Raw genomic sequence first — 21,259 nt, forward strand, 5'->3', positions numbered from 1 at the left:
TAAGAAGCGACTTAGATTCGATAACCACAAGATGCCACGGCTTAGCGCCTAAAAGTCATAAGGCTTTATGGCGCCAAACCTTGGCTCATTACTGCGCCGTGGCGGGTGCAGGTAAGGTTTCGATAGTTAAGCGTTTATCATCCTTGAGGTATTTCTGCGCCAACTGGCTTAGCTCCGCAGGCGTAATTTGTTGCACCAGTGCCAACCTTTGATTAAAGGCGCTAAAACGCTCCGGCTGGCTTTGGGCGGTTGAGGCTAAATCGAGCCAAAAGTTGTTATTTTGCGACGCCATCTGCATCCACTCCAACACAGGTTGGCGGGCGCGATTGAGTAAATCTTCACTGATCCCAGCAGGCGCTTGGACTTGCTTCACCGCGGCGGCGTAATACTGAGCCACCTCAGGCAACATGGTCTTAGTTGTCACGCTAAATAAGCCAAGATAGCCATAACCCGTTGGATTTAAATCATTATATGAGAATGCCGAAGGAGAATAACTCGCGCCGGCTTTTTCACGCACATTCTCGGTCAGCAAAATACTCAAAACCTGTTCGAGTAAGCCTAAACCAATCTGCTCACGAAGATTGCTCATATCCGTGGTCGGCCACACCTGCGCCAGCGCCGCCATATCGACCTGACCATAATGCATCAGGCTCATGTGTGCGGGCACTTTGGGAAACACGGGCACAATCGTCTGCCCCTTCGCGATCGGCTGACGGGCAATGGCTCCTAAGGTTTGCGCCACTTCGGCAATCGCTTTGTCTTCATTCACATCGCCCACAATTGCCAGCTCAATCGCCCCCTGCTGCACGGCAGAATGGAAGCTAGGCGCGAGCTCAACGAACTGACGTTTGAGGATTTCCTCTGGATTACCATAGCCATAGCGTTTATCCCCATTATGGGCAATACGGGCAAACTGGTTCGAAAACTCCAATTGTGGATTGCTATGAATACTCTGTTGCTCGGCAATCACTTGCTCACGGAATAACTGCTCGGCTTGCTTATCCATACCGGGGTCGACTAAGTATGCCGTCAGCACGCCTAATTGAGTGCGAAGCTCGGCAGCATTGGTGCTGATCTCGCCGCCAAAACTCTGCTCACGCAGACTCAAACTGACTGAGATATCTTGGCCAGCAAAAATATCGCGCATGCTGTCCCAGTCATGTAAGCCTAAGCCGCCCTGCACAAAGGCGCTGTTAAACAGATAGGACAAACCGTCTAACTCGGGGAATGGCACCTCGCCAAAACCTATGTTTAAGCTCACTAACGCCAAGCCCTGATTAAAATCCGTTGGCTTGATATTAAGGCGTACACCATTGGCAAACTGTATCTTACGGATCCCTGTTGTGGCATCGCGCTGATCGGCAACAATCTGCCCCGGCTCACCAAATTGACTATAGGCAAACTCTGCAATAGCTTTGGTTTCAGGCGCTTTTACTGCTTGCTTTTGACTCGCGTTGTAGGCGGCTAATAGTTGTTTTTCAGCATTATCAATGGGCTTATTACTGGTTAAATACAAATAAGGCGTGCCATTCCAAGTCTGTTGAAACAACTGCTGCAGTTTTTGCGGCGTGATACTTGGCATCAGTGTCTCAAACAATGCCAATTGCCACTCAGGCTCGACGGGCACCCGTCTGCTCGCTACGGCATTCACTAGGCTTTCGGCAATGTTCACGCTGTGAATAGTGTTGCTACCGGCGGCATTGAGCTGATAGCCCTTATGCATTCGTTTAAGTTGTTGGTCGATTTCCTGTTGGCTAAAGCCAAATTCAAGCGCCTGACGCAGGGTTTGCTCCAATAGCCTAATACCCTGTTGCCAGTTGTTTTCCTGCGTGCCCAGCGTCATTTGAGTGCCGTAGGCAATACCATACTCGGGGCCAATTTGCAGATTAACGCCGTACAGGCCTTGGTTGTGGAGTAATTGCGATTCTAGGCGGCGGTATAAAATGCCATGGGCAAGCTCTAATAAAATCTCCTGCTCTCGCTGGGCAATGGTATCGGCTTTAGGCTGTTGAGGCTTTAACAACCCCAGAGAAACCGAGGTTTGCAGGCTTGGATCGAAGAAGGCGCTCGCCTCTATCTTAGATTTGGCTTGTACCACACCGATAGATTGCGCTTTTACCCCTGCGGCCTGCGGCGCAGCTTGCCAGTCGGTAAATTGCTGTTTGATCTTTTGTTCGATACGACCAACATCAATATCGCCCACCACAATTAAGGTGGTGCGGGACGGCGTGTAAAAACGTTGATAGAGGGATAATAACTTTTCACGGTTCGCATTTTTAATGCTCGTCGCCTCCCCCACGGGGAAGCGCTGCGACAGCACTGTTTGCGGCATTAAAAAGGCTAACTGGTGGCGATAGTTTTCTAAATCGGCGCTGCTACGCTCACGCAGTTCAGACAAGACCACGGCCTTTTCACGCTCGATAAGCGCGGGATCAAGCAACAGATTACCGGCGATTTCGCGCATTAAAAACAAGGCCGTATCGACTTTATCTTGGCTATTGCTCGGTAGATTAAACTGGTAAACCGTCTGCTGAAATTCAGTCACCGCATTGGTATCGGCCCCAAAACTTAAGCCTAAGCGTTGTAAGGTCGGGATCATCTCCCCTGCCGCGAGCCCGGTAGAGCCATTAAATGCCATATGCTCTAAAAAATGCACCAGACCTTGCTCGGCATCCGTTTCCATCACAGATCCCACATCGACCCGCATACGGACGATAACTGCCTGTTCGGGAGTTTTGTTGTTTACCAACAGATAGTGCAACCCATTAGTCAGGGTGCCTGTGTGCACGCGTTGACTTAAGGGTAAATCGGCCGACTCAGGCCATAAAGGCGCTTCAACCGCTCTTAAGGGTAAGGCCACGCTGATAAATAGCAGCCATAGCCACAGGTGTTTAAACTGGATTCGCTTGAAATGATTCATAAAAATTCATTTTCTCCCCCAAATTGGGTTCATTAACCGGAGAAAATGCTTACCTCAGTACTGATAAATTGACTTTTTACTATAGCCGCTAAAATGCTTTAAGTCACAAAATCAATACCTTACACCGTACCAAAAATATCAAAACCATGAATTAATAAGAAAAAATAATATTAGTACTTGAAAGTATATGAGGAAAAACTCGTGGTTAACTTTATAAAATATTCCTCTGCCACACTGTCACACATTGGCAATTCAGAACAGGCTTAATTAAAGCCTGTTCTATTCTAAATTAAGCAAGTCTGACTAACACAGTTAATGCATAGATAACCATAGCCCAATAGAAACCAAAAAGAGCGATCCAGATCCAATTCAACCAAGTTAAACTTGAATTATCCTCATAGTCTAAAGGTTCAAGCGCAAAGTTAATTGCTTTTTGAGCTTCATACAATGGATACAAAACTGCTAAAGGTATAAAAATAGAAATTAAAATAAAAAATGTTGGTAAAACTTCAATGTTATTAAGAATACTAGAGACTACGATAAGTAAAACGTAAACTGTCGCTAAAGCTGAATGACTCCAACGATAGCTTCTATTATCTTCTTTAATATATTCATCAACATAAACGAACAAAGAGTGTGTAAAAAATACCGTAAAAATGCATCGAGCAATAGGCCATGCATCTAAATCATAATACGCTTTTAATGCCTGCCATTGCTTATAAAACCAATAAATTTGATATAGACCAAAGGTGGCAACAAACATAATTGTCAATTTAGCAAGAGAAACGTGAAACAGTGGTATTCTCTGAATATTGCTATCTACTGTTATTTGTTTTTCATCACTTTTTAATGGATTATTTTCCTGACTTATTACATCTTCCATGGAAGAATTCCTTTCTTTTAGTAGTCGTCATAACGTTAATTTATTTTCAAAAGTTCAAGCCCTTTAGTGGACCCAAACAATCTACCCTAAACCGCAACAACTGTTAACAACTACGTAAAGAAAATTATTCAAGGACAGACAAGCCATATATAAACAAAAAGCCCTGCACAATATGGCAGGGCTTTTAAAAAACGATTATTTACACTGTAAAAGTAGGAAAATTAGAACGGGATATCGTCGTCCCAACCATCATCCAAATCTGGGGTAAAGTTTTGCTGTGGCTGTGGCGCAGGACGTTGTGCAGGTGCCGCTGGTGCTTGATACGCTGGTGCAGCAGGCTTAGGCGCATAACCACCTTGCTGTGGCTGAGCATGGGATTGCTGTTGCTGGCCATAGCTTTGCTGAGCTGGCTGCTGATTGTAGCCAGATTGTGGCTGCTGCGCAGGTGCTTGGTAACTTTGCTGTGCTGGCGCGTATTGGTTTTGCGCCGGCGCAGTTTGAGCCGGTGCCGCTTGGTAACCCGCGTTTTGTTGCATGCCACCCATAGGTGCACCTTGGCCTTGACCTTGACTTTGGCCTTGATTGCGACCACCTAACATTTGCATGCTACCGCTTTGGTCGATAACCACTTCAGTGCTGTAACGATCTTGACCGCTTTGATCTTTCCACTTACGCGTCTGCAGTTTACCTTCGAGGTAAACCTGTGAACCTTTACGCAGGTACTCACCCGTAATTTCAGCCAACTTGCCAAACAGAACCACACGGTGCCATTCAGTACGCTCTTGCTGTTGACCTTGTTGGTCTTTCCACGATTCGCTGGTCGCTACTGTGATGTTAGCGACTGCGTTACCGTTTGGCATGTAACGTACTTCTGGATCTTGTCCCAAATTGCCAACCAAAATTACCTTGTTAACACCACGACTGGCCATTGAAATCTCCTGCGATTCTTTAAATAATCTATTAATTCAGTATGTTGTTTATAATTGTTGCCGCAAGGGAAAATCCGCTTCCCTAAAACTCGCGGCAATAACACATATTATTGAGCAGAGCCTAACACAGCTCGGGCTTCTCTTAAATCGAAATGCTCGTCAACTTTGAGATAAGCAACTTTCTCGTCTAGCACCACAATCGCTTCGACCACACCCATCAATTGTGACAGCTGCGACGCCATATCCCGCGCTTGGGCCTTATCTTTCACGGCGGCTTCTAAGGTGTAACTCTTAAGCAGCACAGGATTTTTCATCCCTAGGGTCAATAATAACCAAACGCCCATTAATACCAGCGCGACGATAAACACGCCCACGGCGCCGACTAACTGGAACGCACCGCCGCCAAGCATACCGCCACAGAATGCGCCTAAGAATTGGCTAGTCGAATAAACCCCCATGGCCGAGCCTTTTTCGCCTACGGGGCAGAATTTCGCAATCAAACTCGGCAGCGACGCTTCAAGGTAGTTAAAGCCGGTAAAAAACAGCAATACCGCTACGCTCAATACCCAGAGGTTGTTCGAAAAAATCGCCATCGCCGCAAGGGCAAACATCATGATCACTAAAGCAATCTGGAACATTGCCTTAGTATTCTTACGCTTCACCCCGATGATGATTAACGGCACCATCAAGAAGAATGCGCCCACAAACGCGGGGAAATACAGCATCCAATGTTTCTCTTTTACCAGACCAGCATCGACTAAATCGAGTGGCAAGGCGACAAACACCGCAGTTAACACTAAGTGCAGAATAAAAATACCCGCATCGAGCCTAAACAGCTGCGGATCGGTCAACATACGCTTGAGCTTGGCGGGCGCGGCTAAGGTATCGCCCTTAGGTGCATGGGAAATCGGATTCGGCACTAATAACTGCACAATCAACATGCCAAGTACCGCAAGGCCAGCGGTTAGCAGGAATAAACCCGATAAGCCTAAATGCTGCGCCACAATCGGGCCCACGAGTAACGACAGGGCAAAGGATCCGCCGATACACATGCCGATAATGGCCATCACCTTAGTGCGCTGCTCATCTCGGGTTAAGTCCGCCGCTAAGGCCAACACGGCGGCGGCAATCGCCCCCATACCTTGCACGGCGCGGCCAAATACCACGCCGTAAATGGTATCTGCATTGGCGGCAATTAAGCTGCCGATGGCGAACAATACCAGGCCAGCGAGGATGATAGGTTTGCGACCATACTTGTCGGATAAAATCCCCATCGGGATCTGCAAAACGGCCTGAGTCAAGCCATAGGCACCAATGGCAATCCCCACCCAAAGGGGAGAAAAACCTTCTAAATGCTGACCATAGAGTGCAAAGACGGGCATGATCATAAACAAGCCCATCATACGTAAACCAAATACGCTGGCTAAAGAAAACGCGACTTTTTTCTCGGTTCCTGAAAGTCCGTTGTTACCCATGATTTTGCCCTGGATTGAAGTCTTTTAGGGGGCGCATGTTAACACACCCAAAAGCGTTTGCTCAAAAGGAAAAACCGCCCACGCCAAGAGTGTAAAACAGCGGGTTTTGCCCCGCGCCAATGCTGACGCTCGCACGTTAGCGTACGCTTAGGCCTTTATTTTTAAGGCTTATCTAAAAGCCCATTGGCTACAAATAGTTAACTCGATGCTTACAGAACTTGGCTAAGTTCACCGCCGATAGACGGATTAATCTTCGTTAATCCGCTAACTGCATCACCTTTATTAGCAATACCGGCCCCACAACCGCGCCCATTGGGCGTGTCAGCAAGATCACAGAATCGACTAAACTCGGCCGCCGAACTGTGCGATACTTAGGCTCATTTTTTTAAGCATAAGACTTGAGCGATAGATGGATAAGATTGAAATACGCGGCGCACGGACCCACAATCTCAAAAATATCAACCTGACTATCCCAAGGGATAAGTTAATCGTTATCACAGGGTTATCGGGTTCAGGCAAATCTTCCCTAGCATTTGATACCTTATATGCCGAAGGCCAACGACGTTACGTTGAGTCTCTTTCTGCCTATGCCCGCCAATTCTTAAGCTTGATGGAAAAGCCCGATGTCGACCATATCGAAGGCTTGAGCCCGGCGATTTCCATCGAACAAAAATCGACGTCCCATAACCCGCGCTCCACCGTCGGGACTATTACCGAAATTTACGACTATCTGCGTCTGTTGTTTGCCCGTGTGGGCGAACCGCGCTGCCCTACTCACGGCCAACCGCTTGCGGCGCAAACCGTGAGTCAGATGGTCGATAAAGTGTTAGAAATGCCCGAAGACAGCCGCTTGATGCTGCTGGCGCCCGTGGTCAACGGTCGTAAGGGTGAGCACGTTAAACTACTCGAAGGTTTATCGGCGCAGGGCTATATCCGCGCCCGAATCGACGGTGAAGTCTGCGACTTAACCGATCCACCAGCACTCGATTTACACGTTAAGCACACCATCGAAGTGGTGGTCGACCGCTTTAAAGTCCGCAGCGATATCCAGCAACGTCTCGCCGAATCCTTTGAAACCGCGCTCGAACTCTCCGGCGGAATTGCCGTGGTCGCCAGCATGGATGAAAGCACCACAGAAGAATTAATCTTCTCAGCAAATTTTGCCTGTCCGCACTGCGGTTATTCGATGGCCGAACTTGAGCCACGGATTTTCTCCTTTAACAATCCGGCGGGCGCTTGCCCAACCTGTGATGGTTTAGGGGTACAACAATTTTTCGACCCAGACAGAGTGATCACTAATCCTGAGTTATCCCTTGCGGGCGGCGCGATTCGTGGTTGGGATAGACGTAACTTCTATTACTTCCAGATGCTGAGTTCACTCGCCGACCACTATAAGTTCGATGTCGAAGTTCCCTTCGAACAGCTGTCGGATAAGGTAAGAAAAATCGTCCTCTACGGCTCAGGCAAAGACAGCATCGCCTTCAAATACATCAACGACCGTGGCGATGTGGTGGTGCGTAATCACCCCTTCGAAGGCATCCTAAATAATATGGACCGTCGCTACCGCGAGACCGAAAGCAACGCGGTACGCGAAGAATTAGCCAAGTTTATCAACACTCAAGCCTGCCAAAGCTGTGGCGGCTCGCGCCTGCGTGAAGAAGCCCGTAACGTGTTTATTGGCGATCTTAACCTGCCCAAACTCACTGTTTGGTCGATAGGTGAAGCCCTCGAATACTTCGACAAACTCGAGTTCAGCGGCCAAAAGGCACAGATCGCCGAGAAAGTACTGAAGGAAGTGCGCGATCGCTTAGGCTTCCTCGTTAACGTCGGCCTCAACTATTTAAGTCTGTCGCGTTCGGCCGAAACTCTATCAGGCGGTGAAGCGCAGCGTATTCGTCTCGCCAGCCAAATCGGCGCAGGACTCGTTGGTGTGATGTACGTGCTCGACGAGCCATCTATCGGCTTGCACCAACGGGATAACGAGCGGTTATTGCAGACCTTAATCCACTTGCGGGATTTAGGTAATACAGTGATTGTGGTGGAGCATGATGAAGATGCGATTCGTATTGCGGATCATATTATCGATATCGGCCCTGGCGCTGGTGTACACGGCGGCGAAGTGATTTGCGACGGTCCGATTGAGAAAATTGTCGCCTGCGACGAGTCCGTCACAGGTCAATATATTTCGGGCAAACGCAATATCCATATTAGCACCCCACGTACGCCTTACGATCCCAAACAAGTGATTGAGCTTTATGGCGCCCGTGGCAACAACCTACGCAACGTCGACTTAACGGTTCCGGTAGGCCTATTCACCTGCGTTACTGGAGTATCGGGTTCAGGCAAATCGACGCTGATTAACGATACCTTCTTTAGAATTTCCCATAAGCAACTCAACGGTGCCACAGTCGATGAGCCAGCACCTTACGATCGTATTGTCGGCATGGAGCAATGCGATAAAGTGGTCGATATCGACCAAAGCCCAATTGGCCGTACTCCGCGCTCTAACCCCGCCACTTATACTGGCATCTTTACGCCTATTCGGGAGATTTTTGCCGCAACGCAGGAATCCCGTACCCGTGGTTATCAGGTGGGCCGTTTCTCCTTTAACGTGAAAGGCGGTCGCTGTGAGGCCTGTCAGGGCGATGGCTTAATTAAGGTCGAAATGCACTTCCTGCCCGATGTGTATGTGCCTTGCGATGCCTGTAAGGGTAAACGCTATAACCGCGAAACCTTAGAGGTGCGCTATAAAGGTAAGAACATCCACGAAGTGCTGCAAATGACAGTGGAAGATGCGCGGGAGTTTTTCGATGCCGTGCCAGCCATTGCCCGTAAACTGCAAACCCTGATGGATGTTGGTTTGTCCTACGTACGTTTAGGCCAGAGCGCGACCACACTGTCGGGCGGTGAAGCCCAGCGGGTGAAACTCGCGAAGGAACTCTCTAAGCGCGATACGGGTAAGACCTTGTATATTCTGGATGAACCGACAACGGGTCTGCACTTTGCTGATATCCAATTGCTGCTCGATGTACTGCATCGCCTCAAATCCCACGGTAATACTATCGTGGTGATTGAGCATAACTTGGATGTGATTAAAACCGCAGACTGGATTATCGACTTAGGTCCAGAAGGCGGCGGTGGCGGCGGTACTATCCTAGCAACTGGTACGCCAGAAGACGTGGCGCAGCATCCGACATCCCATACCGCGCGCTTCTTAAAGCCGCTACTGGAGCGGGATGCTAAGCTAGCCAAGCAGTCATAATGTTAAGTGTCAACAGCGCCTTGGGCATCACCAAGGCGCTGTGATTACACCCTATTGCTGTATAGAACCATCCCAGGTCGGCCATTCGCCGTTATCAATCGAGGAGAACATATTGCCAACGCATCGCCCGAGTTTGACGAGCTTAAGTCGCGCTAATGTATTGCTGATTGCCTGCTTGGGGTTAACGCTTGTGGCGCTGGTTATCGCCGCTGTCGATCCGCTTATCGGTCAACCCACACGTTTACAAGTGACAGTGTTAGATAGCTCAGCCAATAGTAGCCTGCTCGCCTTGCCCGATGGCCGGATCACCACCTTAGATCAAGGCGGACTCACCAAAAACGCCCAAGTTACTATTTGCTCACGAACCCATTTGGTCTCTGGCTTGGAGCACTTTCATTTAAGCCGCCATCAAGAGGCGACACTCTCCCCCGAGATCCGCGTCTTAGACTGATTCAGCATTACGGCCCATGCAGCCAAGCTAAATCCCTGTTAGGCTTAGGATTGATCATCCTATTGCCAATTTTAAGGATAGCCATGGGCAATTTGGCGCACCCAGTCATAGCAATCACTCGCCCCCAGTCTCACCGTATAGGCTTGAGCTTATTGCGCTTGTTTATCCTTAGCTTATGTTTAAGCCTTGCCGCCTGTTCCAATCAACCCGCCGAATACACTTGCTCACCTGAGGCAATTCGATTGAATTGGGCCGAACCAGAAGCTCTTAAGCAAACAGTAGCAACACTCAGCGCCGCAGAATTAATGGGGCGTAAAACCCAAACGCAAGGCGCCGCCAAGACACGCGACTATCTGCACAGCCAGTATCAACAACTTGGGCTTACTCCTTGGGGAGAAACTTTCGAGGTTCCCTTCGAATATGCCACGCTTTTTAGCCAAGAGACGGGAAGCAATATGGTGGCGTTAATCCCCGCACGCCAATCCACTCATCGATGGCGCATTGTGGTGGCTCACTACGATCATCTCGGCATGAGTGGCAGCAAGATTTACCACGGCGCCGATGATAACGCCTCAGGTGTTGCCGCCCTGTTGGCTCTCGCCGCCCACTGGCAAGCGCAGCTAAGCGCCGCCCCCAATTCGCTGCCCAACATTAACTTAATGTTTGTCGCGACCGATGCCGAAGAGCCAGGGCTGTTTGGCAGTACGGCCCTCGTTGAGCAACTCAAGCAGCGCATGCCCGAGGCGCAATTTGAACTGATGCTCAATCTCGATATGATTGGCCACCCGAGCCGCCCCTACGCCATTTACCTCGAGGGTAGCCGCAACTTCTATCAATTTCCGCAATTTAGGCCGATGCTAAACGCGAGTAATCGCCTCTGCATTAAGTTAAGCCATCCCAAACCCGTGGGACGAAGCATCCAGAGCACAGATTGGCTCAGAGCCTCGGATCATTATCCTTTCCATAAAGCTAAGATCCCTTGGCTCTATTTTGGCGTCCCGACTCATCCGCAATATCACACCCCGGAAGATACCCCCGACACTTTGGATTATGTGTTTCTCGCAGCGGTAACGGAATCCGCCTTCGAAATCCTACGACTCAATGGTGACTTTTTGAAAAATTAAGCGAAGTGGCGCGTTTCTTGCTCAGTTTTGGCAAAAAAATCCACGCAAAACCCTGTATTTATCCGAGAGTCACTTGGTAAAGCGGCTAAAATGCTGCTATAATCTGGCGTTTTCGGTGCGGGAAATCGACACGGGGTTGATTTTCTGTCTGTGAAACTTAAGCGCCAATCCGGGCGCATCCACAAGGCTACAACCCAATGTCATCCAGTGAAAGAACTTTCCGTGAACTCGGCTTGTCCGAGAATTTGTTGCGTGCTCTTGACGAGCTAGGTTACGAAAACCCAACGCCAATCCAATCAGCCAGTATCGACCCATTAATGGCTGGCAAAGATATTTTAGGTCAGGCTCAAACAGGTACAGGTAAAACTGGTGCCTTCGCTCTGCCCCTGCTAAACAAAGTGACCAGCCAAGCTGTTCCACAAATCCTTGTATTAGCACCAACCCGCGAATTAGCGGTGCAAGTTGCTGAAGCTTTCAGCAGCTACGCGAAATTTATGAAAGGTTTCCATGTACTGCCAATCTACGGCGGTCAAAGCATGCACCAGCAATTAAACGCCCTTAAGCGTGGTCCACAGGTTATCGTGGGTACACCGGGCCGTGTTATGGACCATATGCGCCGTGGCACCTTAAAGCTGGAAACCCTGCAAGCCCTGGTTCTCGATGAAGCCGACGAAATGTTAAAAATGGGCTTCATCGACGATATCGAATGGATTCTGGAACACACCCCAGAGCAGCGCCAACTTGCACTGTTCTCGGCCACTATGCCAGAACAAATCAAGCGTGTTGCTAACAAGCATTTAAAAGATGCGACTAACATCAGCATCGCTGCGAGCCACACCACTGTTGACTCTATCGAGCAACGTTTCGTGCAAGTGTCTCAACACAACAAGTTAGAAGCCCTAGTACGCGTACTAGAAGTTGAAAATACTGAAGGTATCATCATCTTCGTTCGTACCCGTAACTCATGCGTTGAATTAGCAGAAAAACTCGAAGCCCGCGGCTACGCATCATCACCACTGCACGGTGATATGAACCAGCAAGCCCGTGAGCGCGCGGTTGAACAGCTGAAAAGCGGTAAGTTAGACATTCTGATCGCGACCGACGTGGCGGCCCGTGGTCTGGACGTTGAGCGTATCGGCCACGTAGTGAACTACGATATTCCTTACGACACTGAAGCTTACGTACACCGTATCGGTCGTACTGGCCGTGCTGGCCGTACAGGTATGGCGATTCTGTTCGTCACCAGCCGTGAAATGCGTATGCTGCGCACCATCGAGCGCGCAACTAACAGCCGTATTTCACCAATGAAAGTGCCAAGCCCAGAGACAGTTGCAGAGCGTCGTCTATCTCGCTTAGGTGAGCAGTTAGCGCAAACCATGACACAAGATCTGGACTTTATGCGCGAAGCCGTTGCCCAGTTATGTCAACAACTGGAAGTGGATACCGATCTGCTGGCCGCAGCCCTGCTGCACCAAGTTCAGCAAGAACGCCCATTGCAATTACCCGCAATTCAAGAACGTACTCGCGATGAGCGCAGTGAACGTGGTGCTGAACGTGGCGAGCGCGGTGAACGTCGTAGCCGTGAATCACGTCCAATGCCAGCAAGCTTAGGCTCTGCAGAAGCATTAAAAGATAACCCAGATCTGAAGATGTGCCGTTATGTTATCGACGTGGGTCGTGACAATGGCGTGGGTGTGGGCAACATCGTTGGCGCTATTGCAAACGAAGCTAACATCGACAGTCGCTACATCGGTGCCATCCAGCTATATGATGCAGTGACTACCGTTGACCTGCCAGACGGCATGCCAAAAGAAGTGCTGCAGCACCTGAAGAAAGTGCGCGTATGTGGCAAGCCACTGAACATCCGTGAAGCTGGCGATCAAGTTTTCGTAGATTCAGGCCGTGGCGCACGTAGCGACCGTCGTCCACGTGGTGACCGTCCAATGGGCGAGCGTAAACCACGTTCAGCCTCTGGTGACAAGCCATTTGCTGATCGCAAACCACGTTCAGACAAGCCTGCCGGCGAGCGTAGACCACGTAAACCACGCGAAGAGTAATCGCCAAACCTAAGTCGTTAGGTTAAGCAGATTTAAACAAACGCATTAAAAAAGGAGCCTAGGCTCCTTTTTTGTTGTCTATCATTTTTCCGAATTAACTTGCACTTAAGCCAATAGGTCTATTAGTGTCGCCTTAGTCTTTGGCAACACAATTAGTGTATTTCGATGAAAAAAGCCCTTACCGCAGGCCTGTTATCCGCTTTTATCGCCCCCGGCAGCGGCCATTTTTACCTTAAACATAAACGTTCAGCGCTGGTGTTTTTCAGCTTAGCTGTTATCAGCCTGATGCTGCTCCTCATGCAAATCTATCAAGTGGCACAAGTGATCGCCTTAGAGATCCAAAATGGCAGCTTACCCTTAGATGTCGGCGTGATATCCGCCGAAATCACCCAACAAACCCAAACCACCATGGCCAATGCCAATGAACTGCTCTATGGCTTTTTGCTCTGCTGGTTAGTGGCATTGCTCGACAGTATTCGGCTTGGGCTTAAGCAAGATAAACAAGATGCATTCACATCGAACACATCCAACTAAATAATGCTCAATGTTCAACGCCCCATTTCACCCGTTAACGGACAGAGTCTCTCGGCATGACTAATGCCCAAGCGTCGATAAGGCTCTGATAATTAGCGATGAGCAAATCCGCCGCTTGGGCATAGTCGGGCACATCTTCGGGGCAATAGAGGGCGCAGCGGCTACCGGCGTTTTGCGCGGTTTGCAGATCGAATAGATAATCCCCCACATACAAGATATCCGCTGGATTCAACTGCCATTGCTCGCAAATCAAGTGGATACCCTGCGGATGTGGCTTTAGCTCGGCATCGTAACGGGTCAGCACTAAAGGAATATCAATACCGAGTTTTTCGATGGTGATTTTCGCCGCCTCGGGCATATTGCGGGTCAAAATCGCGAGAGGAAGTTGCCGTGTCTTTAAAAAGGCAATCAGCGCCTGCGCCCCTTCAATCCAGCTCGCCTGACGCGAACTTTCCAGCTCGTAGTCATGGACAATTTCCAGCGCCTGCATCTTAGCCATCGTGGTGTCGAGGCTATGTATATGCTCGAGAATATCGGTCCCCGCTCCAATACCTAATGCCGCCCTTAAGCCTTTAAAATCAGGGTTTGAATGGGCAAGCGTGCCGTCGAGGTCGAAGATCACCCCGCGGATCTGTTCAAGTTGAATATCAGTCAGGCGTGTTATCACTCGGGTACCTATTCAGTGGTCTGTGAAGCGGGTTGCAAACGTCGTGCGCGGCGCTGGCGATACAGGGGCAGTAACTGCACCACCATCACTGACACAATAATCACACCTATGCCGAATAGCGATAGTGCATCTAATTTATCGGCCTTAAATACATCAGGCCACCAACCGATACTCACCACTAATGCCGTGGCGCTAAAGCTAAATACCGGCGTTAACGCTAGCATGGCGCTGACCTGTGCCGTCGGCCAGTACTTCATCGATTGCCCGAAGCAACCATAGGCAATCAAGGTATTGGCGGCGCAAAACAGCGCCACTTGCCAGTCGAAGCTATCCATTTGTGCAAACTGGCTAAAATCGCTAAAGGGCGCCATCGCAAAGATCCCTAAGGCGTAGATGACTAAGAGTACGTTGGCGGGGGACAAACGGTTCAACAGTGACTTTTGCAGCAGCGCATAGGTAGTCCATGACAATGCGGAAAACTGCACTATCATCACCCCAAGCCAGATCTCATGGTTATCAGTTGCAGAAAAATCTAAATAAGGATGGAAAAACATTAACATCCCTAAAGCTAAGCTAGCAAAACAACTGAGTTGCACCGCATTGAGGCGCTCTTTAAAAAATAACACGCCGCCAAAGGCGAGGAAAAATGGCGAGGTTTGAAAATTAAGCTGCGCTGCCCCCGGTGCCAGATAGTCGAGGGAATACACGAATGACACATAGTTAAGCATTAAAAACAGTCCGGCGAGGATAAGCCTGAGCCAAACCTTGGCATCGAGCGCCGCAAACTGCTTTAAACTGCCCGCGCTCCACTGAACCAAAATACTGACGAGGAGCGCCACTAAAAAACGGAACCAAGTCAAAGTCACAGGATCGATAAAACTCCCCGACAGCTTAAGCGCTATAGGTAGAATGCCCCAAAACAACACGGCGACAGAAATAAACAACAATCCTAATTGAGCATGGTTAGTTGCCAAGGATCCAGAGTGGCTTTGATTCACGGAAAAGTCCCAGTAGTACCGCAGAAAGGAACGCCATTCTGGCACCGCGGCACGCTAAGATCTAGCCTAAAAAGCGATTAACTTTCCAGCCGAATTGGATAGTTAAGCTGACACTAAATCAATCTTGACTGGCGATAAATGCAGAGCATTTCAAGATAAGTTTTATCAAGCCTTTAGCAGCACAAAAAGGTATATTGAGCGCAATTTCTCTTTTAGCTCAGATTGGATTTGCAGAGTCGAGTTATGCCTTATGCGCTCAGTGATTGCGACATAAACGACTCTGCATAAGTCCTTTAAAATAAGTTATTTAGGATTGAACATGTCACAGACAGACGCTAAAACACAGCTTGAGTCCATTAACGCAGCAGCACAAGAACTCGCCCAGCGACGCGCCAAAGGTGAAGCGGGTGCGCTGTTGCAAGAAGCGCTAAGACCGAAAGATTTCCCCCAGGCCTTTGCCATCCAGCAGACCATTGCGCAGCAGTTTAGCGACCAAGGCAACCCGATTGCGGGGTGGAAGTGCCTACTGCCAACCGCCGAAAAAACCGTGGTAGCACCTATCTATCAACATGATGTGTATATCGAAACCGCTGAGTGTCCACTTTACCCTTCGAGCAAAGGGCTTGCCCGTGTCGAACCCGAGCTCGCCTTTGAAATTGGCAGCGATTTACCACCACGAGCCACGCCTTATTCGGAAGCAGAAATCGACGCCGCCCTAGGTAAAACGCGCCTCGCCTTAGAACTGATCAAAAGTCGTTATCAAAACCCAGGCGAAGCCAACCACTTCGATGCCCTCGCCGATGGTTTAGTCAATCAAGGCTTGTGGTTAGGGCCAGAAATCTCAACCTCGGCTGAAACAGGCCATTTCGCCCTGAGTGTTGAAATCGCCACTGGCGGACAGCAAGCAAGTGAAACGCTGCAAAAAGCCGCGGTTCATCCAAATGGTTTCCCTAAGGCCGGACTCTACTGGTTGGTCAACTTCTTATCTGCCCAAGGGATTGGCTTAACCCGTGGACAGTATGTGATCACAGGCTCATATGCGGGAGTGTTAGATCTGCCGCTCAATCAGCATTGCCAATTCCACTACGGCGAGTTAGGTCAATTTGGTTTGCAGTTCGTAACTAAATAAGTCACGCACTAAAGAGTACCAAACCAATCGGCAAAGTCAGAAGGTAGGCAAATGCTTACCTTCCTAATCCCCCACTGACCAACAGCGCGAAAACAAGCTTGTATCAAGAGTGAAACATTTGTACTATCCGATGGAACTAAATATAAGGATATACAAGATGTTAGACGGAAAAATATTACCCTTAGCCAGTCTATTTGCTTTAGCCTTAAGTACTTCGTTACCCTTAAATGCCTCGGAAAACACTTTTTCCCAAGCCTACAGTGACTACCAAACCGCACTCAAACAAGGTGATAACACCCAAATAGAAGCCAGTGCCCAAAGGGCCTTCGAACTAGGTGAAGCTCAATATGGCAAGGACAGTGTCGACTTAGCTAACCTCGCCATGAACTGGGCTGGTGCAATAGAGAAGCAAGTCGCCCCTTACCCATTTGCAGAAAAGAATTTGCCACAAACAGCGAAGGCGAATGAGTTATATCAACTCGCTCTCACAAATTATAAAGTTCATTATGGTAAAGAAGCGCTTGAGCTTATCGATCCCTTACTTGGTACAGCACAAACCGCCGTCGAAGCCAAAGATGCGAAAAATGATTTGCTTGATGCAATCACAATTGCTGAAAAATCCGATAACAAGATACTGATCGCCGATGTAAAAATGGCCGCTTTTAACCGCTTATCCAATACTGAGCTATACACAAGAAGCGTAAGAAGCTATGCCTTCGAGGCCTACGAAACTTACAAAGAAATCCAGCCCGAAAATGCCCTCGACAGAGTCAAAGCTACCTATGTCGTCGGTGCTATTGAATATGCAGAAAAGCATGATGACAAGGCGATTCCATTACTTTTAGAGGTGGTTAAGCAGTTTGAAGCCCTTAACTACAGCCACCCTTATGCGTTAAGCGCCCATGCTTATCTAGTCGAACTTTATGAGCGCCAAGGAAAGCGTGACGAATCGACCGCCCACTGTATTGCTATCGGTAAAATGCGCCCTTGGGCCGATGCACAGGAACAGCAACCGCTGTTTCGCACTACGCCTAAATACCCTGCATCCTATGTCCAAAAACGTAAAAGCGGCTGGGTTCAACTTAAATTTACCGTTGATGAACATGGCTTTGTGAAAAATCCTGAAATCTTAGCCTCTAAGGGTGGCACTTTATTTGAAAAAGAAAGCATCGAAGCCTTAAATAAATGGCGTTACGCACCCAAATTTGAAAATGGTAAAGCCGTAGAAGCACAAAGTAGCGTACAACTGGATTACACCATCAATTAATAGCCCGCTATTTCACCTCATATCCCAGCCCATCGCCTAATCCCGATGGGCTGTTTTTATCTTCTGAAATAGAAACCGTTAGCTCGCGCTTTATCCTGCTTAAACAAGTCTCACAAATACAAGCCGTCGCAGGCTGCGATAATAGTTGCGCTAACTTATCGGCACTCAGCCCCGCTGCATCGCCTGTCGATAAGCCTGCCGCCAAATCGCCAGATAGCAATTGAGTCAACTTCGGAAACGCCTGCTTAGCACACCAACAGTCACTGATCTCGGTGCCAAGAGTCATAGCACACAGATTCGCCCCTTGGCATAAAGGGCACAGCTGCGCGGCATCTAAATGAGATTCTGGTAAGTACTTAGGCACGGTAATCCTTATGGTATAGGAGTGATAACGCAGAAATAATAATGTTTTTTCATTAACGTTGGAATAATCATTCCATCATCAAGGCACTCATATCGATTAAGCGTGCAAATAAACACCTAAGTTTTTATTGCCCTTTAATAGACGGTATTCATCAAGTGGTGTCTAACTAAAATCATATTTGGTCTATTTATTTAGCTCAATAAGCCGCATTCCTGCGTTATGGAAAGTGTATTCACTGATTCATACATGCTGAGCACAGTTAATTATCTTGAATGAACTTTAGATGGTAAAGCTAATCTAGCTTTTAATAGATTATTAGCAATTCCCCCTATACATGCATGTGTTGAGTTCACGAGATAGTAAACCGTAACCCTTAGCTTCATAAACTTCAAAAACAGCGTGTACTACACTGCTAGGAATTTTGAGTTCTTCTTTTAGTTTTTTGCCATCTAGCCACTGACCAAAAGAGCATTCATCAACGATTTTTATTAAATACCCCATCATTTCGCTATTACCTGCAATGGCAGTCAAATATAGGATAAATGATGGGTCAATCAAATCTATATTAACTGGAATTCTTGATCCTAATGCATTGTTTAGTCTTATATAACCTGACTGATTCAATGTGGCTAAAGGTCTAGAATACTTTAGATAAAAATCTTCGTTGAAATTGAGGTCGGTCGAATCTTCTTCAACTAATTTTGCATAAAGTAGTCGAGATACCTGTCGAATATCTTCATGTAAATGGCTAATTGGATCTTCTAGTTTTTCGATGCGTTTGGATATTTCTACATTATCTAGTTCAGCTTGTATCTGAACAAATGATGCTGCTACCGGAAAGTTAACTCCAGCTATCCTTACTATACGACAAAACCAATCTATTGATTTGTTCATTGAATCCTCCTGATTCCTAGAAATTTACGGTAAATCTGCTTAACTATATCCCTACAAAAATTTTAACTTTGAATGCATATCGCATTGTTTAATTTAATATTTTTTTACCAAGCTCCTGTTCAATTGTTCCTTTTGAAACGCAAGTTAGCGTTATGTCTTGGTCAACTGCACCTGGTTTATATTCACCTTGAATGTTGGATCGAATCACTATATTTGAAGAATCCACAATAATATTGAATGCTACAGAGGTTTTCGTGCGGTTATCTTTTAAGTAGTCGATGCCCATTGTAGTTCCGCAATTAGCTTGATCTGGAGTTAACTTCCAATTTTTAGAACTAGTCGAGATAAAGCCTGCATTATCATCACTTGATTGGATTTGAAAACCATCGAGTAATAATGCTCTCTTAGCTTTTGCCAAAGTATCGGCTTGAGTAGATTGATGCATAGCGGAGTAATTTTTATCTTGAATGAGTGGAGCTTTATAGGTTGTCGCACAACCTGTGAGCAAAACTGAAATTAATGAAGGGATCAAATAACGCATTTTTTCTCCTTAAAACAGCACAATTGGCAGCCAGTGTCCCTTATAAATCATGGAGTACATTATGATTAAAGAGACTATTTTAAAAATAACATCGAAACTTCAGCAGGTTAGCACCAAAAGCATTCAAGGTACAAACTAAAATTACCAAATTGGTAGAGAAACCTCACATACCGAGAAGTTAACGAAATGGGATGAAAGGCTCGGAGCATTCATTTGTTCTTTCTAACAAAAGATTTATACAGTAAGGTGTAACAAGAGTTTGTTTCCTTTGACCAAAAACCAGCGTAAATCAGCTTCTTAGAAAACGTAGAGAGGGTTCAACTCCCTCGATACGTTTCATGTATTCAAGATTGGTTTTGAAATCAACAGACCACACTGATGTCCGAAAGGCGCGTCATGGTGGTTAGCGAGACGACCGTCCGCCCCATGGACGGGGCGGTCGAGCATCCACGGATGGACTAGCTGCGAGTCGGTGAGCGAATGCCATGACAAGCCTATATGCTGAGCATGTATGCTGACACTAACCCGATGCTCACAAGCTAAATCTGCATTGTCTAATACTCTGATATTAAACAGCTTTAATTAAAATTCCCCAACACATTTTACCCAATAAAAAAGCCAGCAAACTTTAAACTTGCTGGCTTTTTGCCTAACTAATTCACTCGCTTTATTTCACCGCGAGAACAGTGAATCAAAGCGACTCAACTAAGACTTTTTCGGAAACACCGGATAAGAGGCGGTGCCAAGCACTTTGCCATCGACTTCGACACCGTAGTAGTCATTGTCGTTATGGTATTTCTCCTGCGCTTGTTTCACATCGCCCTTATTGCGGGGGTCCTGTGGCCGTTCATGGGAGTTAATGTAAGCCGCAACGTCCCAAGCCTGTTGATTAGTCAGCTGCATACTCTTAGCGAAGGGCATGTTTTCATAAATGAAGAATGCGGCCGTATTGACCCTGTGCATACCTGCGCCCCAGTTGTAGCTCTTAGGACCCCATAATGGCGGCAGAGAGTAAACACCCGCAATCGCTTGGCCTTGACCATCGGCGCCATGGCACGCTTGGCAGTGAGCGGTATACACGGCTTTACCGCGCTCGGGTGAGAACGCGAGCTCAGGTTTTGGGATCTCAGGATAACCACGGCCAGGCAGATTTGCGCGTTGATCCACTGTCATGGCTTTGGCTAGCGTGTCAGGCAGCTGGAAATCCTCACGTTTGGCGCCTTTTACCAATTCGGCATCGCTGAGTTCTGGCACTGGGCCATCAAGGTTAGCCGCATCCATTAAACCACTCATCCCTAACCAGTAGGCATAAGCAGATAGCGCGACCAGCTCGGGGCTGCCCGCAGCGGGAGCTTTACCGTTCATCGAATAGTTAAAACAGCCTTGTACCCTTTCTTCAAAGGTATTTACTTTATCGTCTTTTTTACGGTACGCGGGATACGCAAAATAGGCGCCCCAAAGCGGTGACGCATTCGCCTTACGGCCCGCATCCATATGGCAGTTGGCACAGTTAAGCTCGTTACCCACATACTTATCTCTCAGCTGCTGGGTATTCACAAATAACTGATAACCCGCGCGTACTTTATCGCCGAAGGCCCCTTCGGGAATCGCACTTAAGGGTCTTGGGGTTAAATAACTTTGATCAGGATTTTTAGGGACTGAGGGCAGTGGCGCTTGTTTATCGGGTAACTCATTCGCAGCCTGCACTTGAGCAGTCAGCACGCCCATTGCGGCCAATAGTAAGATGGCAGAAGATTTCATGGC

Annotated in this window: 17 protein-coding genes; 7 read left to right on the forward strand and 10 right to left on the reverse strand. The window is 47.8% G+C overall.

Annotated elements, in window-relative coordinates:
• Window positions 1–88: 88 nt before the first annotated feature.
• The 4 genes from N7386_RS18560 to N7386_RS18575 all read right to left on the reverse strand — a co-directional run bounded on the left by N7386_RS18560 (window position 89) and on the right by N7386_RS18575 (window position 6,207).
• Window positions 89–2,920, reverse strand: coding sequence for a M16 family metallopeptidase (locus tag N7386_RS18560; protein WP_126511987.1), 2,832 nt, complete (start codon window positions 2,918–2,920; stop codon window positions 89–91).
• Between the two features lie 289 nt (window positions 2,921–3,209).
• Entirely contained in the window at window positions 3,210–3,803 is a 594-nt protein-coding gene (locus N7386_RS18565; protein WP_126511988.1) for a hypothetical protein, read from the reverse strand.
• 221 nt (window positions 3,804–4,024) lie between these two features.
• A complete protein-coding gene (gene ssb / locus N7386_RS18570; protein WP_126511989.1) occupies window positions 4,025–4,732 on the reverse strand; it encodes a single-stranded DNA-binding protein in 708 nt (235 codons plus the stop codon).
• A gap of 107 nt (window positions 4,733–4,839) precedes the next feature.
• Complete coding sequence (locus tag N7386_RS18575; protein ID WP_126511990.1) at window positions 4,840–6,207, reverse strand: MFS transporter; 1,368 nt, start codon at window positions 6,205–6,207, stop codon at window positions 4,840–4,842.
• 409 nt (window positions 6,208–6,616) lie between these two features.
• Here N7386_RS18575 and uvrA point away from each other — a divergent pair, with 409 nt between their 5' ends.
• The 5 genes from uvrA to N7386_RS18600 all read left to right on the forward strand — a co-directional run bounded on the left by uvrA (window position 6,617) and on the right by N7386_RS18600 (window position 13,635).
• Window positions 6,617–9,469, forward strand: a complete 2,853-nt coding sequence (gene uvrA, locus N7386_RS18580; RefSeq protein WP_279770298.1) for an excinuclease ABC subunit UvrA — start codon at window positions 6,617–6,619, stop codon at window positions 9,467–9,469.
• Window positions 9,470–9,581: 112 nt separating this feature from the next.
• Window positions 9,582–9,920 (forward strand): hypothetical protein, encoded by a 339-nt coding sequence (locus N7386_RS18585; RefSeq protein WP_279770299.1) that lies wholly within the window; start codon window positions 9,582–9,584, stop codon window positions 9,918–9,920.
• Window positions 9,921–10,003: 83 nt separating this feature from the next.
• Window positions 10,004–11,044 carry a M28 family peptidase gene (locus N7386_RS18590; protein ID WP_279770301.1) on the forward strand — a complete coding sequence of 347 codons (1,041 nt, stop codon included), beginning with the start codon at window positions 10,004–10,006 and terminating at the stop codon, window positions 11,042–11,044.
• A gap of 197 nt (window positions 11,045–11,241) precedes the next feature.
• Entirely contained in the window at window positions 11,242–13,101 is a 1,860-nt protein-coding gene (locus tag N7386_RS18595; RefSeq protein ID WP_011718375.1) for a DEAD/DEAH box helicase, read from the forward strand.
• Between the two features lie 165 nt (window positions 13,102–13,266).
• Window positions 13,267–13,635, forward strand: a complete 369-nt coding sequence (locus N7386_RS18600; RefSeq protein WP_126511994.1) for a hypothetical protein — start codon at window positions 13,267–13,269, stop codon at window positions 13,633–13,635.
• Window positions 13,636–13,669: 34 nt separating this feature from the next.
• Here the strand turns inward: N7386_RS18600 and N7386_RS18605 are convergent, their stop codons facing one another.
• Window positions 13,670–14,302 (reverse strand): HAD-IA family hydrolase, encoded by a 633-nt coding sequence (locus N7386_RS18605; protein WP_126511995.1) that lies wholly within the window; start codon window positions 14,300–14,302, stop codon window positions 13,670–13,672.
• 8 nt (window positions 14,303–14,310) lie between these two features.
• Window positions 14,311–15,300, reverse strand: a complete 990-nt coding sequence (locus N7386_RS18610) for a DMT family transporter (RefSeq protein WP_126511996.1) — start codon at window positions 15,298–15,300, stop codon at window positions 14,311–14,313.
• 319 nt (window positions 15,301–15,619) lie between these two features.
• On the opposite strand from N7386_RS18610, the gene N7386_RS18615 reads away from it, so the two are divergent.
• Both N7386_RS18615 and N7386_RS18620 read left to right on the forward strand, forming a co-directional pair.
• Complete coding sequence (locus N7386_RS18615; protein WP_126511997.1) at window positions 15,620–16,429, forward strand: hydratase; 810 nt, start codon at window positions 15,620–15,622, stop codon at window positions 16,427–16,429.
• A 157-nt stretch (window positions 16,430–16,586) separates the two neighbouring features.
• Entirely contained in the window at window positions 16,587–17,696 is a 1,110-nt protein-coding gene (locus tag N7386_RS18620; RefSeq protein WP_126511998.1) for an energy transducer TonB, read from the forward strand.
• 7 nt (window positions 17,697–17,703) lie between these two features.
• Here the strand turns inward: N7386_RS18620 and N7386_RS18625 are convergent, their stop codons facing one another.
• From N7386_RS18625 to N7386_RS18640, 4 genes are all read right to left on the reverse strand, one after another.
• A complete protein-coding gene (locus N7386_RS18625) occupies window positions 17,704–18,060 on the reverse strand; it encodes a cysteine-rich CWC family protein (RefSeq protein WP_126511999.1) in 357 nt (118 codons plus the stop codon).
• A gap of 315 nt (window positions 18,061–18,375) precedes the next feature.
• Window positions 18,376–18,954, reverse strand: a complete 579-nt coding sequence (locus N7386_RS18630; protein WP_126512000.1) for a hypothetical protein — start codon at window positions 18,952–18,954, stop codon at window positions 18,376–18,378.
• 88 nt (window positions 18,955–19,042) lie between these two features.
• Window positions 19,043–19,495: a hypothetical protein gene (locus tag N7386_RS18635; RefSeq protein WP_126512001.1), complete on the reverse strand. Its 453-nt coding sequence runs from the start codon at window positions 19,493–19,495 to the stop codon at window positions 19,043–19,045.
• Between the two features lie 705 nt (window positions 19,496–20,200).
• Window positions 20,201–21,256, reverse strand: coding sequence for a c-type cytochrome (locus N7386_RS18640; RefSeq protein WP_126512002.1), 1,056 nt, complete (start codon window positions 21,254–21,256; stop codon window positions 20,201–20,203).
• Window positions 21,257–21,259: the final 3 nt, after the last annotated feature.

Origin of the sequence: Shewanella sp. GD04112, assembly GCF_029835735.1 — a bacterium.
Lineage (GTDB): Bacteria > Pseudomonadota > Gammaproteobacteria > Enterobacterales > Shewanellaceae > Shewanella.

Coding starts and splice junctions, on each gene's coding strand:
- N7386_RS18560 (WP_126511987.1), bottom strand. CDS start 2,920: ATGAATCATTTCAAGCGAATCCAGTTTAAACACCTGTGGCTATGGCTG.
- N7386_RS18565 (WP_126511988.1), bottom strand. CDS start 3,803: ATGGAAGATGTAATAAGTCAGGAAAATAATCCATTAAAAAGTGATGAA.
- ssb (WP_126511989.1), bottom strand. CDS start 4,732: ATGGCCAGTCGTGGTGTTAACAAGGTAATTTTGGTTGGCAATTTGGGA.
- N7386_RS18575 (WP_126511990.1), bottom strand. CDS start 6,207: ATGGGTAACAACGGACTTTCAGGAACCGAGAAAAAAGTCGCGTTTTCT.
- uvrA (WP_279770298.1), top strand. CDS start 6,617: ATGGATAAGATTGAAATACGCGGCGCACGGACCCACAATCTCAAAAAT.
- N7386_RS18590 (WP_279770301.1), top strand. CDS start 10,004: ATGGGCAATTTGGCGCACCCAGTCATAGCAATCACTCGCCCCCAGTCT.
- N7386_RS18595 (WP_011718375.1), top strand. CDS start 11,242: ATGTCATCCAGTGAAAGAACTTTCCGTGAACTCGGCTTGTCCGAGAAT.
- N7386_RS18600 (WP_126511994.1), top strand. CDS start 13,267: ATGAAAAAAGCCCTTACCGCAGGCCTGTTATCCGCTTTTATCGCCCCC.
- N7386_RS18615 (WP_126511997.1), top strand. CDS start 15,620: ATGTCACAGACAGACGCTAAAACACAGCTTGAGTCCATTAACGCAGCA.
- N7386_RS18620 (WP_126511998.1), top strand. CDS start 16,587: ATGTTAGACGGAAAAATATTACCCTTAGCCAGTCTATTTGCTTTAGCC.
- N7386_RS18630 (WP_126512000.1), bottom strand. CDS start 18,954: ATGAACAAATCAATAGATTGGTTTTGTCGTATAGTAAGGATAGCTGGA.
- N7386_RS18635 (WP_126512001.1), bottom strand. CDS start 19,495: ATGCGTTATTTGATCCCTTCATTAATTTCAGTTTTGCTCACAGGTTGT.
- N7386_RS18640 (WP_126512002.1), bottom strand. CDS start 21,256: ATGAAATCTTCTGCCATCTTACTATTGGCCGCAATGGGCGTGCTGACT.